This window comes from Herbaspirillum sp., assembly GCF_035644555.1.
Taxonomy (GTDB): Bacteria; Pseudomonadota; Gammaproteobacteria; order Burkholderiales; family Burkholderiaceae_D; genus Herbaspirillum.
In genome coordinates this window covers 22,919-40,343 of sequence record NZ_DASQOH010000008.1, presented here as the reverse complement: position 1 = coordinate 40,343, position 17,425 = coordinate 22,919, and the positions used below count along the sequence as shown (strand labels likewise).

The window sequence follows — 17,425 nt, the reverse complement described above, 5'->3', positions numbered from 1 at the left end:
GCCAGGAACTGGTCGTTGGGCGGATAGCGCCAGGCCAGGAAACCGGCATCCAGTTCGCCTTCCCTGATCCGTTCCAGTTGCCGGGCCGACAGGCCCGGTTCCAGTGACATGGCAATCCGTGGCTCGGCCTGGTGAAAGCTGCGCAGCGAACCCAGTATGCGGGGATGCCAGCCGAAATTGGGCGTGATGCCCATGCGCAGATTGCCTTCCACGCCCTCGGCCACGCGCGCGACGCGCTGCCGCGTTTCTTGCAGCTCCCCCAGCATGCGGCGGGCATCGATGGCCAGTTGCTGTCCGGCGGCGGTCAGGGTTGCGCCACGGACGCTGCGGTCGAACAGGAGCGCCCCCATTTCCTCTTCCAGATCCTTGATCTGCCGGCTCAGGGCCGGTTGCGCGATATGCAGTCGGCGCGCCGCTTCGGCCACGCTGCCGTGTTCGACCACGCCGAGAAAATAGCGCAGATGACGAAATTCGATCATGGCGGATCTATACCTTGAGAGTATGGTTCTTATATTTAAACGGAAGTTTTCAGTATAGGGCATAAGACCTACACTTCGGCCACCAAACATAACAAGTGGAGACCTTATGCACAGCCAAGCCAACGGGTTGGACGCGAAAACGCAACGCCGCGCGGTGATCGCGGCCACCATCGGTAACGTTCTCGAGATCTACGATTTCATCATCTTCGGCATCTTCGCCGTGGCCATTTCCAAGACCTTCTTTCCCAGTGGCGACGATTATGCGGCGCTGATGTTCACCTTCATGACCTTTGCCGCGGGCTTCGTGGTGCGACCGGTCGGCGCACTGGTACTGGGGCAGTATGCCGACAAGGTCGGTCGCAAGAAGGCACTGAGCTTCACGTTGCTGCTGATGGCGCTGGGTACCATCATTCCGGCGCTCTGTCCGTCCTACGATTCGATCGGGATCGCCGCCACCGCTATTCTGGTATTGGGCCGTCTGCTGCAGGGATTTTCGGCCGGTGGCGAGATCGGCAGCAACGTGGCCATGCTGGTCGAAAATGCATCCGGTCGCAATCGTGCCCTCTTCAGCTCCTTCCAGCAGATGGCGCAGGGCGGCGGGGTGCTGTTGGGCGGCGTGGTCGGCTTCACCATCGCCGTGGTCTATGGCCAGGAGCGCATGCTGCAGGATTACTGGCGCGTGGCCTTCCTGGTGGGGCTGCTGATCGGTCCGGTGGGCTGGTACATCCGCCGCGCACTGCCGGAGACGCCGGAGTTCGAGCGCAGCATCGAGCAAGGTGCGGCCGATTCCTTCCTCGCGGGCGTGAAGGCCAACTTCGGCCGCATCCTGATCGGCATCGCCATCATGATCTTCTGGACGGTGGCAACCCAGGTCTCCAACTACTTCACCACCTATGCAGTGCGTGAGCTGAAGATGCCGGTCGCGTCGACCTATCTGGGCCAGATCGCTTCCGGACTGACCCTGCTCCTGATCTGCCCGCTGGTGGGCATGCTGGCCGACCGTATCGGCCCCTACAAGCCCATGGCCTGGGGTGCCGGACTGGCGGGCGTGCTGGCCTATCCCTTGTTCAAATTGCTGGTGGCCACACCGACCCTGCCGATGCTGCTGATGGTACAGATCGCCATCTCCGTCACGCTGGGCCTGTATGCCGCCTGTGCGCCGCTGGTCATGTCCGATATCTTCCCGACCCGCTATCGTGCCACCGGCGTGGGCACCTCCTACGCACTGGGCGTGATGATCTTCGGCGGCCTTACGCCCATGATCGTGACCACACTGATCCAGGTCAGCGGCGACAAGCTCATCATCGGCCTTTACCTGACTGTGGCCGCACTGCTGAGCCTGGCCCTGATCGGCGCTCTGGTACGCATGCAGCGCAAGCAGGCGCTGGCCTGAGGCCCTCACGTCCTGGCGCTTGCCCTTGCGCCGAGCATGAGGTTCGCCACCCACCAACCTGTAGAGGACTCCACATGGAGATGAACAAGCATGGGCGCATGGAAGGGCCCGAAGAGATGGATCTGGTGTCCATACGGCGTCACCTGCACGCCCACCCCGAACTGCGCTTCGAAGAAAAGCGCACCGCCGGCTACGTGGCCCGTCTGCTGCGCGGATACGGTCTCCAGGTCGAGGAGAATATCGGTGGCTACGGCGTGGTGGGCACGTTGCGCAAGGGCAGTTCGTCGCGCGCCATCACGCTGCGTGCGGATATGGATGCCTTGCCGATGAAGGAGGAAAACACCTTTGCCCATGCCTCCACCTGCACCGGCAAGATGCACGCCTGCGGCCATGACGGCCACACCGCCATGCTGCTGGGCGCAGCGGCCAGACTGAGCCACGCGATCGATTTCGATGGCACCGTGCACCTCGTGTTCCAGCCGGCCGAGGAGGGCGGGGCAGGTGCGCGGTCGATGATCGAGGATGGCCTGTTCAAGCGCTTTCCCACCGACGCCATCTTTGGCCTGCATAACTGGCCGGGATTGCCGGCGGGCAGTTTCGGCGTGCGCCCCGGTCCGCTGATGGCCTCCAGCAACACCTTCAGCGCCACCCTGTACGGACGCGGTGCCCACGCTGCCCAGCCCCATCGCGGCATCGATCCCGTGGTGGCGGCGGCGCAGCTCACGCTGGCCTGGCAGAGCATCCTCACGCGCAACGTCAACCCCAATCACCCGGCGGTGCTCTCGGTGACCCAGATCCACACGGGCAGCGCCGACAACGTGATCCCCGAGCAGGCCACCCTGGCCGGGACGGTACGCGCCTTCGATGACGATACGCTTGAGCTCATCGAGCGCCGCATGGAATCCATCGCCAAGTCCATCGGCAAGATGTTCGACCTGCGGGTGTCGTTCAGCTTCGAGCGCCTGTACCCGGCGCTGGTCAATCATCCCGAAGAAACCAGCGAGGCCATGCAGGCCATGATGGCGGCCGTCGGCACGGAGCAGGTCGATGGCGAGACCGAGCCGGCCTTCGCTTCCGAGGACTTCGCGTTCTACCTGCACCACAAGCCGGGCTGCTACGCCTTTCTCGGCAACGGCCTGATCGCCAGTGGTGACGGTACCGGGCAGGCCGCTTCGCGGGAATTGCATAGCCCTTTCTACGACTTCAACGACGACATCATCGATGCCGGTGTCGCCTACTGGATCGCACTGGTGCAGCGCTATCTGAGTGTGTCTGCGTGAAATCGCCGGAGCTTGATCCCCTGCAGTGGCAGTCGGCCGTGATGGGCAATGTTGCCGGCCGGGCAGGGTCGGCACGTGCCGGTGATTTTGCCGCGCAGCCTTGGGCCGAGATCCTCAGGCGCGCCGCGCATCTCTCCGAGGCTTGTCGCCAGGAGGGGGAACTGGCCAGCTACATCCCGGCCCTGGCGCAGGTCGACCCGGATCAGTTCGGCATGGCTGTCGCCACCCTCGACGGCGCGGTCCATACGGTAGGGCACAGTGCGACGCGCTTTTCCATCCAGAGCATCAGCAAGCTGTTCCTGCTGGCACTGGCCTACCGCAGCCATGGCGAATGCCTGTGGGAGCGGGTCGGGCAAAGTCCCAGCACCAATCCGTTCAATTCGCTGATCGAGCTGGAACTGGAGCGCGGCATCCCGCGCAATCCGTTTCTGAATCCGGGCGCGCTGGTGGTGACGGACGCCTTGCTGAGCCGACATACGCATCTGGAATCGGCGATGGTGGCGCTGCTGCGGGAGCTGACCGGCAGCGGCGATCTCAATTACGACTCGGAGGTCTTTCACAGCGAGCTGCGCTGCGCCTCGCGCCACTTCGCAGCGGCCCACCTGATGCAGAGCCACGGCAACATGGTCAATGCAGTCGACGACGTGGTCACGGCCTATTGCGCCAGTTGCGCCATCGAGGCTTCTTGCGTGGAACTGGCACGTGCCGCGCTGTTCCTGGCCAATGGCGGCAACGGCATCGGCGGTGGGCGGCAGTTGCTGACGGCGCAGCAGACGCAGCGCATCTGCGCGCTCATGCTTACCACCGGCACCTACGAGCATTCCGGCAAGACCGCCTTTGCCATCGGCCTGCCGGCCAAGAGCGGCGTGGGCGGCGGCGTGCTGGCCGTGCTCCCGGGCCGCGGCAGCATCTGCGCCTGGTCGCCGCGGCTGGATGCGCGTGGCAATTCGGTAAGGGCCATGATGGCGCTGGAACTGGTCTCCAACGCTGCCGGCTTGTCGGTGTTCGCCTGAGGTCGGCGTTGCGCTGCCCGGGGTGCGATGCGTTCGGTTTCTCCTGGCTTGGTGGCGGATTGCGTAGGGCGTTCGCCACCTTTTTTTCGGGCGGGCAAGCGGGCGCAGGTTGCCGACTCACGGTTGATGGCACGGCCGCCGGACTTGGTAACGCTACCAGGGCCGATGCTAGAATGCCCGCATGTCCGAAAACAGAACCACCTCCCCTGACGCCCCCCTCAGCCTTGCCACGCGCGGAACCGACGACGATGGTCCCGAACCGCGTCGTCGCGGCCCGCGCAAGAGCGCCGGTGGCATCACGCTGCGCGACGTGGCGCAGCTGGCCGGGGTGGCGCCGATCACGGCCTCGCGGGCCTTGAACACACCCTCGGCGGTTTCGCCCAAGGTCTTGCAGAAAGTGCGCGAGGCGGTGGAAAAGACCGGCTACGTCCCCAACCTGCTGGCCGGCGGGCTGGCCTCCAACAAGAGCCGGCTGGTGGCGGTGGTGGTGCCCACCGTGATCGGGCCGGTGTTCCAGGAAATCGTCCATACCCTGACCGAAACCCTGGCCGCGGCCGGCTACCAGGTCATGCTGGGCCAGAGTGGCTATGAGAATTCGCGTGAGGATGCACTGCTGGAAGCCATCATCGGCCGCCGTCCCGATGGCGTGGTGCTAACCGGCATCATGCGCTCGGCCGAGGCCAGGAAGCGCTTGCTGGCCAGTGGCATCCCGGTGGTGGAGACCTGGGACCTGACGCCCACGCCGATCGACATGCTGGTCGGTTTTTCGCACGAGGCCATCGGCCGCGAAGTGGCGCGCTACCTGCACCAGCGTGGTCGCAAGAAGGTCGCGGTGGTGGGCGGGCGCGACGAGCGCAGCCAGCGCCGCATGCAGTCCTTCGCGCAGGAAGCGGTGGCGCTGGGCATGAACGACGGGCAGGGGGCGGCAGCCCTGCCGATGTACCACGTCATCGCCCCGACCACCCTGGGGCAGGGACGGCGGGGTCTGGCCGATCTGTTGCAACAACAGCCCGACACCGATGCCATCTTCTGCAGTTCCGACCTGCTGGCGCTGGGCGTGATGATCGAGGCCCAGAGCCGTGGCATCGCCATTCCCGGGCAACTGGCGGTGGTTGGCTTCGGCGACCTGGAATTCTCGCGTGACCTGCAACCCCGCCTGACCACCGTGCGCATCGACGGCACTGGCATCGGCCAGCGCGCGGCGCGCTTCATCATCGACCGGGCGGCGGGCATCGAGGTGGCCGAGCGCATTGTCGATGTCGGCTTTTCCATCATCCAGCGCGAAAGCGCCTGACGCGGCGATTCCGTACTTCCTGCCCCTCCTGTCTTTCCCACCTTTACCGTCCCATCCGTTTCGATGCTGCCAGGCAAGTTGATCTGGCACTTCACATCCCCCTGTTGACAGGCTTATTTGGTACCGCTACCATTCATTCATCCTGATTTGGTACCGCTACCAAATTGTTGCCGGATCCGCTGCCAGGTCATTCCCGGTGGGTGCCGGGTTTTCTTCATTGAATGAGAAAGTGCTGCCATGACTGCCCTTGCCACTCCTGCCTCCTCGACGTCTGCCACCTCGTCTTCCGCTGCCCTGGCCAAGGGGGCGCCCCGCGTCACCGACATGCGCGTCATTCCTGTGGCCGGCCACGACAGCATGCTGCTGAACCTGTCCGGCGCGCACGGTCCGTATTTCACGCGCAACCTGGTGATCCTCACCGACAGCGCCGGCCATACCGGGGTAGGCGAGGTCCCGGGCGGGGAGGGCATCCGCCAGACCCTGGAAGATGCGCGCTCGCTGGTGGTGGGGCAGTCCATCGGCAATGTCCAGGGCATCCTGAACCGGGCGCGCACCGCCTTCGCCGACCGCGATGTCGGCGGTCGGGGCCTGCAGACCTTCGACCTGCGTATTGCAGTGCACGCCGTCACCGCGCTGGAAGCGGCCCTGCTGGACCTGCTGGGCAAGTTCCTGGAGGTGCCGGTGGCGGCGCTGCTGGGCGAGGGGCAGCAGCGCGACGAGGTGGAAATGCTGGGTTACCTGTTCTACGTGGGCGACCGCAGACAAACCGACCTGCCGTATCACGCCGAAGCGGAGCAGGCCGACGACTGGCTGCGCCTGCGCCATGAAGCCGCGCTCACGCCCGAGGCGGTGGTCCGCCTGGCCGAGGCGGCCTATGGGCGGTATGGCTTCAACGACTTCAAGCTCAAGGGCGGTGTCATGCGTGGCGAGGAAGAGATCGCCGCCGTCACGGCGCTGGCCGAACGCTTCCCCAAGGCTCGCATCACCCTTGATCCCAACGGCGGCTGGCTGCTCAAGGATGCCATCCGCCTGTGCCGCGACCAGCATGACGTGCTGGCCTATGCGGAAGATCCGTGCGGCGCCGAGGAAGGCTATTCCGGACGTGAGGTGATGGCCGAGTTCCGCCGCGCCACCGGCCTGCAGACCGCCACCAACATGGTGGCCACCGACTGGCGCCAGATGGGCCATGCCATTTCGCTGCAGTCGGTGGATATTCCGCTGGCCGATCCGCATTTCTGGACCATGCAGGGTTCGGTGCGGGTGGCGCAGATGTGCCACGAGTGGGGCCTGACCTGGGGGTCACATTCCAACAACCACTTCGACGTCTCGCTGGCGATGTTCACCCATGTGGCCGCAGCCGCGCCGGGCAGGATCACCGCCATCGATACCCACTGGATCTGGCAGGACGGCCAGCGCCTGACCCGTGAACCCCTGCAGATCGTGGGCGGCAAGGTGCAAGTGCCGGCCAAGCCGGGCCTGGGCGTGGAACTGGACATGGAGCAGGTGGAAGCGGCCCACCAGACCTATCGCAACATGGGACTGGGTGCGCGGGACGATGCGGTGGCCATGCAGTACCTGATCCCGGGCTGGAAATTCGATCCCAAGAAACCCTGCCTGGTGCGTTGAGCACAGGGCTGCACATCTGCTAGCGGGGCCGTGACAAGAGCGCGATGAACGCGCCGCCGGTCCGAATTTTCGTTCAGCTTTTATTTCATCCATCGGTAGTACGGGCTCAACAGAGGAGACAACCCGTGAATCCTTCCCCATCCGCATCATCCGGCGCAGCAACCCTGGCCCTCACCAGCGCGGTGAGCAAGATCAAGTGGCGCATCCTGCCGCTGTTCGTGGCCATGTTCATCATCAACTACATCGACCGCGTCAACATCGGTTTCGTGCGCAGTCACCTCTCTACCGACCTGGGCATCGGCGCGGCTGCTTTCGGCCTGGGCGCCGGGCTGTTCTTCGTCGGTTACGCGATCTTCGAGGTGCCGTCCAACATGCTGCTGCAACGTTACGGCGCACGCGCCTGGCTGACCCGCATCATGTTCACCTGGGGCCTGGTGGCGGCCTGCATGGCCTTCGTGCAGAGCGAGACCAGCTTCTATTTCATGCGTTTCCTGCTGGGCGTGACCGAGGCGGGGTTCTTCCCCGGCGTGGTGTACTACTTCACGCAATGGTTGCCCAATCATGAACGTGGGCGTGCCATGGCGGTGTTCCTGTCGGGCTCGGCGATTGCCTCCATCCTCTCCGGTCCGATTACCGGCGCGCTGTTGCTCATCGAGGGCGGCGGCCTGCATGGCTGGCAATGGATGTTCCTGATCGAGGGCGGCGTCTCGATGCTGTTCTGCGTGGTGGTCTGGATGGTGCTGGACTCCGCCCCGGCCGATGCCAAGTGGCTCTCCCCGGAACAGCGCGAAGCACTGACCGCGGTGATCGCTGCCGAACAGGAGCTGCGCGCTGCTAACCGGCCGGCGCACGTTTCCGCGCTGACCCTGTTGCGCGACCCGCAGATCGTGCTGTTCTGCCTGATCTACTTCGCCATCCAGCTGACCATCTACGGCGCGACCTTCTGGCTGCCGACCATCATCAAGAAGATGGGTCATTTCAATGACTTCCAGGTCGGCCTGTTCAATACCATCCCGTGGATCATCGCCATTGCCGCCATGTACATGTTCGCGGTGCTGGCGGCGCGCTTCAAGCGGCAGCAGTTCTGGGTCGCCGCTGCGCTGGTGATCTCGGCGGCGGGCATGGCGGTGTCGGCCTCGTCCGGGCCGGTGATCGGGTTTGTCGCGGTGTGCTTCGCCGGCATCGGCTTCAAGGCGGCTTCCTCGCTGTTCTGGCCGATCCCGCAAGCCTACCTGGATGCACGCATTGCGGCGGCGGTGCTGGCGCTGGTCAATTCGCTGGGCAACCTGGGCGGCTTCTTCGCGCCGGCCACCTTCGGCTACCTGGAGCAGAAGACCGGTTCCATCCAGGGCGGGCTATATGCCCTGTCCGGTGCCTCATTGCTGGCGGCGGTGCTGGTGTTCCTGGCGCGCACCCGGCCGGCAGCACAGGATGGTGGCGGCACCGCCAGTGGCAAGAGCGAGGACGTCGTCAAGCACGCTGCCTGAGGCAGTCCGGCAGTATCGATTTCTCCGAGGTCTTCCTCGTTCGCGCCCTGTGCGCCCGCGTTGCAGCGGGTGAGCAGGGCGCTTTTTATGGCCCGTCCCGTTTTTACCCGTTTCAGGCCAAGCAGGGGCGGGGCCGGCATGCCTATAATGGCAGCCTGCAATCCGCCGTTATGGCGGGACAGTCGCCGCTTCTCACGCGGCAAGACATCAAGGCGGCCTGGCCATGGAAACCCTCTACCACCTCATCGAGCAATACGGTCTGATCCTCGTTTTCGTCAACGTGCTGGTGGAGCAGCTGGGCGCGCCGGTGCCGGCCTATCCGACCCTGATCATCACCGGTGCCTTGTCCGCCACCGGGCGCTACTCGCCGTTGTTGTTGCTCGTCCTGGCGGTCGGTGCGGCGCTGATGGCCGATTACGTCTGGTATCTCGCCGGCCGCCGCTACGGGCGCAAGATCATGTCGCGCCTGTGCCGCATTTCGCTCTCGCCGGATTCCTGTGTGCGCCAGACCGAATCGATCTACCTGCGCTGGGGCGCGCGGTCCTTGCTGCTGGCCAAGTTCATCCCCGGCTTTGCCTCGATTGCCAGCGCGCTCTCCGGCACCATGGGAACGCGCCGCGTCAGCTTCATCCTGTGGGACGCGGCGGGCAGCGCTTTATGGGCGGGGCTGGGGATTTTTCTGGGTTCGCTGTTCAGTTCGGCCGTGGATGACCTGCTGAACGTGCTGGCCCAGCTGGGGCATTACGGGATGCTGCTGATCGCCGTGGCGCTGGCGGCGTTCGTGGCCAACAAGTGGTGGCAGCGCCGGCGCTTCCGCAAGTCGCTGGAGATGGCGCGCATCACCGTGGATGAACTCAATACCATGCTCGAACAGGGCAATGCGCCCACCATCATCGATGTGCGCTCGCCGCTGTCGCAGCAGGATGGCCGCATCCCGGGGGCGGTGACCATCTCCAACCAGGAAATCCAGACCTTCGTCTTCGATGGTCCGGTGGAAGGGGAAGTGGTGGTCTATTGCGCCTGTCCCAACGAGGCCTCGGCGGCCGTGGTGGCGCGCCAGCTGATGCGGCGCGGCTACACCCGGGTGCGGCCGCTGACTGGCGGCATCGATGCCTGGCGCGCAGCCGGTTACGCGATCGACGTCTGAATCGCAGTGCCCTGGCGGATGGTCTTGGTGACCGGGGTCTTTTCGCAGATTTCGGCCAGGCGGGTCAGTTGTTCCTGGCTCAGCGCATTGCCGAAGCTGATCTTGCGGGTGATGGTTTCCAGGCCGCTGTCGTCGCGGCCGAAGTGGGCGTCCACTGCGATGCTGCCCAGGTCCCAGCCCTTGCGGTCGGCGTACATGCGCAAGGTCAGCGAAGTGCAGGATGCCAGCGCGGCCAGCAGCAGTTCATAGGGCGCGGGACCGGTGTCCTTGCCGCCATTGCTTTCCGGTTCATCCGACTTGAGCTGGTGGATGCGCGCCTTGATGTCCTGGGCGTAGCCGGCGGCGTTGTGCAGGGTGACGTGGGCCATGGTTTCTCCGATCGGTAGTCTGTGTGGCTTAAGGGGGAGCGGCGATTGTGACACACCCGCGGCGGCCGATCTTGTACTTTCCTGCTGCGGCCTTACACCAGCGTGCGCACCGAATTGGAGATCGAGCGTGCGCACTCCAATACCAGCGGCCCCAGCTTGCGTTCGGCATCCTCGGCCGTCCAGCGGCTGGTCGGCGCCACCACGTGCACGGAAGCCACCGGCCGACGCTCGCTGTTGAAGATGGGCGCGGCCACCGTCATGTCGCCCAGGAACAGCTCTTCCCGGTTGCTGGCAAAGCCGCGTTCGCGGGCCATCCTGACCGTTTCCATGATGTCTTCCACCCCGGTGCGCGTATGCGGCGTGTGGACCGTGCGCTCGCTGGAGAGCAGGACGGCCTGTGCCTCGGCCTCGTCCAGCCCGCTCAGGTAGGCCCGTCCGGAGGCGGTGCAATACATGGGGATGCGGCTGCCGATGGGCATATGGATGGGGATGAACTTGCTGGACACGAAGCGGGCCACATAGACCATCTCGCGCTCGTAGGGCTCGGTGAGGTTGACGGTCTCGCCGGTCATGTTGGCCAGTTCCGACAGGAAGGGATTGGCCACGTCCACCAGGATGTCGGCCGCCAGATAGTTGTAGCCCACCTCTAACACCTTGGGCGTGAGCTGGTAGCGGCGGGTCCTGGGATGCTTGCAGATGTAGCCCAGCGTTTCCAGCGTATGCACCATGCGTTGCGCAGAACTCTTGGAAATGGACGTGGCGCTGGCCACGTCGCCCAGGGTCATGGTGCGGCGCTGCGCATTGAAAGCGCGCAGCACGGCCAGGCCTTTTTCCAGTGATTGATTGAACAGCAGGTCGGTGGGGCTTGCTTCAGTCTCGCTCATGCCTACTCCTCGCAGATAGGAATGGGGGAATTCTACGGGAATTCGCCTCTTATGTATCGAATATCGATACATAAATATCTATTGACGATTCGAGTAAACCAAATATACTTAATCCAAGGCCGTATATTGATATTCATGCATCGTTGTTTGTCGTCTGCCGTTCTTCCAGCCTCAGCCCTTCCAGCCGTTTCAGCAGCATCGCGCCATACCGGGTAGTCCGATGCAGGCCGGGCCGGGGAGGAAGACCGGAGGCCGCGTCCCCGCCCGGGGGCGCTGCAGTCCACACCGCCGTCGGCACCTGCCGGCGTGCGGACTTCCAGCCGTTCGTTCCGATCCGTCGTGATCTTGTGCCAAAGGGGGAGTCGTATGAAGTCGTTCAATCTGCCGTCCAGTCGCCTGTTGCATCGTCTGCTGTCGCCACTGCTGGGGGCTGCGGCCCTGATGTCGGTGCTGGCTGCCGCGCCCGCCATGGCCCAGTCCAGCTACAACGTGGGCGCCACCTCCACCGGGGTGCCTTTCACCTTCCTCGATATCAAGACCAACAAGCTGCAGGGCATGATGGTCGATACCGTTACGGCGGTAGGCAACAAGGCCGGCTTTTCAGTGAACATCCAGCAGACGCCGTTTTCCGCGCTGATCCCCTCGCTGACCGGCAACAAGATCGACATCATTGCCGCGGCCATGTTGAAGACCGAGGCGCGCGCCCAGATCGTGGACTTCAGTGATCCGGTCTATTCCTATGGCGAGGGCCTGTTCGTCAACGCCCAGGACCAGAAGGTCTACAAGACGCTGGACGACCTCAAGGGTGAGATCGTCGGCGCCCAGGTGGGGACGGTGTTCGTCGATGCCCTGAACAAGAAGGGCGGCTTCAAGGAAGTGAAGACCTACGATTCGGTCGCCGACATGATGCGCGACGTCGGCCTGGGCCGCATCAAGGCCGGTTTCGGCGATCGCCCGATCGTGGCCTACCAGCTCTCGCAGGGCGCCAATCCGCAGGTGCGGCTGGTCAAGGAATACCAGTCCACCCTGATGGGGGATGTCTGCCTGGTGATCCGCAAGGGCGACCCCAAGCTCATGGAGCGTCTGAACAAGGCGATTGCCGAACTCAAGGCCGATGGCACGCTCGCGCGCATCGTCGATCAGTGGAAGCTGAACTGAGTGAACCGGGCTGACGTCGGCGCGACGTCGCTGTAACCGGAGGTCGCCGCTCCACCGGCGGCCGCGCAAGTTCCCGTCACCGCTGGGTGGCGGGTGGTTCTCCTGCGCAGCTTTCCACGCTCATTTCCACCTACCTTCCACGCCCATGCTTTCCCAAACCGTGCTGGACTTCCTGCCCATCCTCCTCAAGGGAGCGCTGGTCACCATCGAAGTCACGATCTATTCCTTCCTGCTCAGTTCGCTGCTGGGGCTGGTGCTGGCGCTGATGAAGGTGTCGCGCCTGAAACCGGTCTCGCTGCTGGGCGCCACCATCGTCAACATCATCCGCGGGCTGCCCATCATCGTGCAGCTGTTCTACATCTATTTCGTGCTGCCCGAGATCGGCATCCAGCTCTCCGCCTTCCAGGCCGGGGTGATCGGGCTGGGCATCGCCTACTCGGCCTACCAGGCGGAGAACTTCCGCGCCGGCATCGAGGCGGTGGACGTGGGCCAGATCGAGGCGGCGCAATCGATCGGCATGCGCGGGCCGCTGATCATGCGCCGCGTGATCCTGCCGCAGGCCTTTCGTATCGCGCTGCCGCCCTATGGCAATACGCTGGTGATGATGCTGAAGGATTCTTCGCTGGTGTCGACCATCACCGTGCTGGAGATGACCCGCGCCGGCCAGATGATCGCCTCCAGCACCTTCCAGAACATGACGGTCTATACCATGGTGGCAGTGCTGTACCTGCTGTTGTCGCTGCCGCTGGTGTTCCTGATCCGTCGCCTGGAAATCCGTGGCAGCAAGGGGAGGGCGCGATGATCGAGGTCAAACGTATTTCGAAGTGCTTCGGCCAGCACGAGGTGCTCAAGGATGTCTCGCTGTCGGTGGCCGAGGGGGAGGTGGTCTGCCTGATCGGGCCTTCGGGCTCGGGCAAGTCCACGGTCCTGCGTTGCATCAACGGGCTGGAATCCTATGAGCGTGGCGACATCCTGATCGACGGCCAGCGCGTGGATCGCAACGGCGCCGACATCCATCGCCTGCGCACACGGGTGGGCATGGTGTTCCAGCGCTTCAACCTGTTCCCGCACCGCACGGTGCTGGAGAACGTCACCGAGGGGCCGATCTTCGTCAACCGGGTGCCGCGCGAACAGGCGCGGGCGCAGGCCATCGCCCTGCTGGACAAGGTCGGCCTGGCGCAGCGCTGCGATGCCTATCCGGCGCAATTGTCGGGCGGCCAGCAGCAGCGCGTGGCCATTGCCCGCTCGCTGGCGATGCAGCCGGAAGCCATCCTCTTTGATGAGCCGACCTCGGCGCTGGACCCGGAACTGGTGGGCGAGGTGCTGGCGGTGATGCGCACCCTGGCTGCGGACGGCATGACCATGATCGTGGTGACGCACGAGATGGGATTCGCCCGCGAGGTGGCCGACCGCGTCTGCTTCCTGCACAGTGGCAGCATCGTCGAATCCGGCCCGGCGGCACAGGTGCTGAGCGAACCACAACATGCGCGTACCCAGGATTTCCTGCGGCGCGTGATCGGCAAGTGAGGCGCCCATGACGAGCTTGCTGCAGGATTTTCCGCCCTCCTTGTGGGCGGCCACTGCCGACGCTGCGCCCGAGGTGCCGCCGCTGGACAGCAGTGCGCGTTACGACGTGGTCATCGTCGGCGCCGGCTACACCGGGCTGTCGACCGCGTTGCACCTGGCCGAGGCCGGAGTCTCGGTCTGTGTGCTGGATGCCCATGCCCCCGGATGGGGCGCGTCCGGGCGCAATGGCGGCCAGGTCATTCCTGGCCTCAAGTACGATCCCGACCAGTTGCGGGTGATGTTCGGCAGTGCCGTGGCCGATCCGCTGATCGCGGCCATCGGTTCGGCGGCCGATACCGTGTTCGATCTCATTGATCGCCATGGTATCGAATGCGATGCGCTGCGGCGGGGTTGGATCCAGCCCACCCATTCGCCCAAGGTGATGCATGCGCTGGAAGCCCGCGCCCGGCAGTGGATGGCCGAAGGCGCGCCGGCGCGGCTGATGGATGCGGCCGAGGTGGCGCGCCATATCGGTACCGATGCCTACGTCGGCGGCTGGAAGGACGAGCGTGCCGGCAGCCTGCATCCGCTGAAGTATTGCCAGGGGCTGGCGCGTGCGGCGCAGCGGCTGGGCGTGGTGATCCACGGTGGCACGCCTGTGGTACGGCTGGAACGACGCCAGCCGGGCTGGCGCCTGCATACCGCCCAGGGGCCGCAGGTGGATGCCGAGCGTGTAGTCATCGCCACCAATGGCTATACCGATGGGCTGTGGCCGCATCTGCGGCAGTCGGTGATCGCTGCCAACAGCTTCATCGTGGCGACGCAACCCCTGTCGCCGGAGCAGGGTGCCAGCATCCTGCCCGGGGGTGAGGTCACCTCCGATTCGCGGCGGCTGCTGCTGTATTACCGGCGCGATGCCCAGGGGCGCCTGCTCATGGGCGGTCGGGGTCCCTTCGGCGAGCCGCGCGGGGCGGGTGATTTCGCCCACCTTGAGCGATCGGTGGAACTGCTGTTCCCGCAGTTGGCGGGGATCGGCTATGACTACCGCTGGTCGGGGCGGGTCGCCATCACGCGTGATTTCCTGCCGCATGTGCATGAGCCGGCGGCCGGGCTGTCCATCGCGGTGGGCTACAACGGGCGCGGCATTGCCATGGCCAGTACCATGGGACGTTGCCTGGCGCAGCGCATCACGGGGCAGGCGGGGGCGGTGTTCCCGTTCCCGGTCAGTACCATCCAGCCGATTCCGCTGCACGGCCTGCAGCGCTTCTACATCGCCGCCGGGGTGGCCTGGTACAGCGTGCTGGATCGCTTTTCCTGACGCTGTATGCCGGGCAGGGACGAAAAAAAACCACGCTCGCGCGTGGTTTTTTCTTGCCGGGAAGGCTGCAGCCGGGATCAGGCGAAGTTCTTTGCCACGAAGTCCCAGTTGATGATGCCCCAGTAGTTCTCGACATACTTGGCGCGTGCGTTGCGGTAGTCGATGTAGTAGGCGTGTTCCCACACGTCGACCGTCAGCAGCGGCTTGCTGTCGGTGGTCAGCGGGGTGCCGGCGCCGGTGGTGTTGACGATGTCCAGGGTGCCGTCAGCCTTCTTGACCAGCCAAGTCCAGCCCGAACCGAAGTTGGCCAGACCCTGCTTGGTGAACTCGGCCTTGAAGGCGTCGAAGCTGCCCCACTTGGCGTTGATGGCGTCAGCCAGCGCGCCGCTCGGAGCGCCTTGACCCTTCGGGGTCAGGCCGTTCCAGTAGAAGGTGTGGTTCCACACCTGGGCGGCGTTGTTGAAGATGCCACCGGAAGACTTCTTGATGATTTCTTCCAGGGACAGGTTTTCGAATTCGGTACCCGGGATCAGGTTGTTCAGGTTGGTCACATAGGTCTGATGGTGCTTGCCATAGTGATATTCCAGGGTTTCCTTGGAAATCGTGGGCGCCAGCGCGTCCAGATCGTAAGGCAGTGCCGGAAGGGTATGTGCCATGATGAATCCTTTCAGTCTTGTTGGTTTGCTACGAAGGGGTCTTTTCCGAACCTGAGATTCTAAAGCGGAAGACAATTCTTTGCACTCGATCAAATGCCCTGCCGGTCGGCTTCTTTCACATCCCGGTAGGGTAATGCGAATGGTTCTTGCTGGCGTGGCGCCTGTCCGCGAGGCAAGGAAAACCGTAGATGCCAGTGGTGGAAAGACGTTCCAGCTCATCCTTCACCTGCGTGGCTGACCTGCGAAGCCGAACGGGCCGGGAACCGTCCCCGGTCAGCGTTATAAGCTGATGAGAAAAAAGTCTGCCACAGCTGTCAAGCGTAGCGCGTTCGCCCTTCAATCCAGCCGTGGCTGCACGCTGGCAATGCCGACCTCGGCGCTGCCCTGGGCCAGGCGGATGGTGATCTCGCTGCGGGCGGCCAGCTCGGCCGGCGCGTGCAGCACCCGCCCCTGACGGTCGCTGACGATGGCATAGCCGCGTTCCAGCGTGCGTTGCGGGTTGAGCAGTTCCAGCTGCGCATTCAGGCTGGCCAGGGCCTGGCCTTGCTGGGCCTGGCGGCTCGCCTGGGCATCCTGCAGGCGACGCGCCAGCTCGCCCAGGTCACGCCGGGCGTGAGTGGTATCGGGCATCTGGTGCGCCAGGTGGGTGGCGGCCTGCTGCAGGCGATGGCGCATGCGTGTCAATGGCACGCGGTTGGCATGGGATAGGCGGGTTTGCAGGGCCGCCAGCTTGACCCGCTCATAGGCGATGGTGGCACCCGGATTGACCAGGCGGCGTGCCAGCCAGTCCATGTTCTGGGCGCGGTCGGCGAGGGTGCGGCGCAGGGCGCGGGTGAGATCGCCGGCATGGCCGCGCAGTTCGGCCAGCCAGTCTTCGCGGGCCGTGGCGGCCAGCTCGGCGGCGGCGGTCGGCGTTGGCGCGCGCAGGTCGGCGGCGAAGTCGGCAATGGTGAAATCGGTCTCGTGGCCGACGCCGGAAATGACCGGCATGGGCGCGGCGACGATGGCGCGCGCCACCACCTCTTCATTGAAGGACCACAGGTCTTCGATGCTGCCACCACCCCGGCAGACCAGCAGCACGTCACATTCGGCGCGGGCCGAGGCGGTCTGGATGGCGGTGGCGATGCGCTGGGCCGCCCCTTCGCCCTGCACCGGGGTGGGATAGAGCACCACCTCCACGTGCGGCGCCCGGCGGCGCAGGGTGGTCAGCACATCGCGCAGGGCGGCGGCCTGGGGGCTGGTGACGATGCCGATGCGGCGCGCAAAGCCCGGCAGGGGGCGCTTGCGTTCGCGGGCGAACAGGCCTTCGCGCTCCAGCCTTTCCTTCAACTGCACGAAGGCGGCGTAGAGGTCGCCCACACCGGAGCGGCGGATGGCTTCCACGTTCAATTGATAGTCACCCCGTGGCGCATAGAGGGTGACCAGGGTGCGCACCTCGACCTTGTCGCCCTCGCGCGGCATGAAGCCGGCGTACTGGGCGCGGCCCTTGAACATGACTGCGCGTACCTGCGCGCCGTCATCCTTGAGGTTGAAATACCAGTGTCCGGAGGCGGCGCGGGTGAAATTGGAAATCTCGCCCTTGACCCAGATCAGCGGGAAGTTGCGCTCCAGCATCCGCGCCACCGCCTGGTTCAGGGCCGAGACGGTCAGCATGGGCGGTCCGCCCTCGCCGGCAGCCGCAGGCTGGGCGTCGGTGCGGGGGCGGGCGGTGGGGAAGGGCGGAAACTTGTCGGTGGGCATGAGGGCGCAGGTGATCCAGGGGCGATACAATGCCGCATTGTAAGGCCTTAAGGCCAGGCCGGCAGAGGCGACGCTT

The 17,425-nt window shown here is 64.9% G+C and carries 16 protein-coding genes; 11 read left to right on the top strand and 5 right to left on the bottom strand.

The annotated features are described in order from the left end of the window. Positions 1-479 (bottom strand): LysR family transcriptional regulator (locus tag VE092_RS03485; protein WP_324873883.1); only part of this gene is annotated, 479 nt, incomplete at its 3' end. A 106-nt stretch (positions 480-585) separates the two neighbouring features. Here VE092_RS03485 and VE092_RS03480 point away from each other — a divergent pair. The 7 genes from VE092_RS03480 (at position 586) to VE092_RS03450 (ending at position 9,719) form a co-directional block, all read left to right on the top strand. After that, entirely contained in the window at positions 586-1,872 is a 1,287-nt protein-coding gene (locus tag VE092_RS03480; protein WP_324873881.1) for an MFS transporter, read from the top strand. Between the two features lie 74 nt (positions 1,873-1,946). Next, on the top strand, positions 1,947-3,152 hold the full coding sequence (locus VE092_RS03475; protein WP_324873879.1) for a M20 aminoacylase family protein: 1,206 nt from the start codon (positions 1,947-1,949) through the stop codon (positions 3,150-3,152). A 41-nt stretch (positions 3,153-3,193) separates the two neighbouring features. Then, entirely contained in the window at positions 3,194-4,165 is a 972-nt protein-coding gene (locus tag VE092_RS03470; protein ID WP_414653406.1) for a glutaminase, read from the top strand. A gap of 181 nt (positions 4,166-4,346) precedes the next feature. Further along, complete coding sequence (locus VE092_RS03465; RefSeq protein ID WP_182994086.1) at positions 4,347-5,459, top strand: LacI family DNA-binding transcriptional regulator; 1,113 nt, start codon at positions 4,347-4,349, stop codon at positions 5,457-5,459. A gap of 237 nt (positions 5,460-5,696) precedes the next feature. Next, positions 5,697-7,085, top strand: a complete 1,389-nt coding sequence (gudD, locus tag VE092_RS03460; RefSeq protein WP_324873875.1) for a glucarate dehydratase — start codon at positions 5,697-5,699, stop codon at positions 7,083-7,085. 125 nt (positions 7,086-7,210) lie between these two features. Beyond that, a complete protein-coding gene (locus VE092_RS03455; protein WP_324873873.1) occupies positions 7,211-8,572 on the top strand; it encodes an MFS transporter in 1,362 nt (453 codons plus the stop codon). A 223-nt stretch (positions 8,573-8,795) separates the two neighbouring features. After that, positions 8,796-9,719: a DedA family protein/thiosulfate sulfurtransferase GlpE gene (locus VE092_RS03450; RefSeq protein ID WP_241811512.1), complete on the top strand. Its 924-nt coding sequence runs from the start codon at positions 8,796-8,798 to the stop codon at positions 9,717-9,719. Here VE092_RS03450 and VE092_RS03445 read toward each other — a convergent pair. Further along, positions 9,701-10,087 (bottom strand): OsmC family protein, encoded by a 387-nt coding sequence (locus tag VE092_RS03445; protein WP_006463755.1) that lies wholly within the window; start codon positions 10,085-10,087, stop codon positions 9,701-9,703. The two genes, VE092_RS03450 and VE092_RS03445, sit on opposite strands and share 19 nt — an antisense overlap. 92 nt (positions 10,088-10,179) lie before the next feature. After that, entirely contained in the window at positions 10,180-10,971 is a 792-nt protein-coding gene (locus VE092_RS03440; RefSeq protein WP_324873868.1) for an IclR family transcriptional regulator, read from the bottom strand. 366 nt (positions 10,972-11,337) lie between these two features. Here VE092_RS03440 and VE092_RS03435 point away from each other — a divergent pair, with 366 nt between their 5' ends. The 4 genes from VE092_RS03435 to VE092_RS03420 all read left to right on the top strand — a co-directional run bounded on the left by VE092_RS03435 (position 11,338) and on the right by VE092_RS03420 (position 14,953). Next, complete coding sequence (locus tag VE092_RS03435; RefSeq protein ID WP_006463753.1) at positions 11,338-12,129, top strand: ABC transporter substrate-binding protein; 792 nt, start codon at positions 11,338-11,340, stop codon at positions 12,127-12,129. Positions 12,130-12,274: 145 nt separating this feature from the next. Beyond that, complete coding sequence (locus VE092_RS03430) at positions 12,275-12,931, top strand: amino acid ABC transporter permease (RefSeq protein ID WP_006463752.1); 657 nt, start codon at positions 12,275-12,277, stop codon at positions 12,929-12,931. Continuing rightward, complete coding sequence (locus VE092_RS03425; RefSeq protein WP_006463751.1) at positions 12,928-13,656, top strand: amino acid ABC transporter ATP-binding protein; 729 nt, start codon at positions 12,928-12,930, stop codon at positions 13,654-13,656. The genes VE092_RS03430 and VE092_RS03425 overlap by 4 nt, the downstream gene beginning before the upstream one ends. A 7-nt stretch (positions 13,657-13,663) precedes the next feature. Next, complete coding sequence (locus VE092_RS03420) at positions 13,664-14,953, top strand: FAD-binding oxidoreductase (protein WP_324873865.1); 1,290 nt, start codon at positions 13,664-13,666, stop codon at positions 14,951-14,953. 77 nt (positions 14,954-15,030) lie between these two features. On the opposite strand, the gene sodB is transcribed toward VE092_RS03420, so the two are convergent. Both sodB and xseA read right to left on the bottom strand, forming a co-directional pair. Continuing rightward, the gene (gene sodB, locus VE092_RS03415) at positions 15,031-15,609 is read right to left on the bottom strand and encodes a superoxide dismutase [Fe] (RefSeq protein ID WP_013233193.1); all 579 of its coding nucleotides are present in this window, start codon (positions 15,607-15,609) and stop codon (positions 15,031-15,033) included. 336 nt (positions 15,610-15,945) lie between these two features. Beyond that, positions 15,946-17,349: an exodeoxyribonuclease VII large subunit gene (gene xseA / locus VE092_RS03410; RefSeq protein ID WP_324873863.1), complete on the bottom strand. Its 1,404-nt coding sequence runs from the start codon at positions 17,347-17,349 to the stop codon at positions 15,946-15,948. Positions 17,350-17,425: the final 76 nt, after the last annotated feature.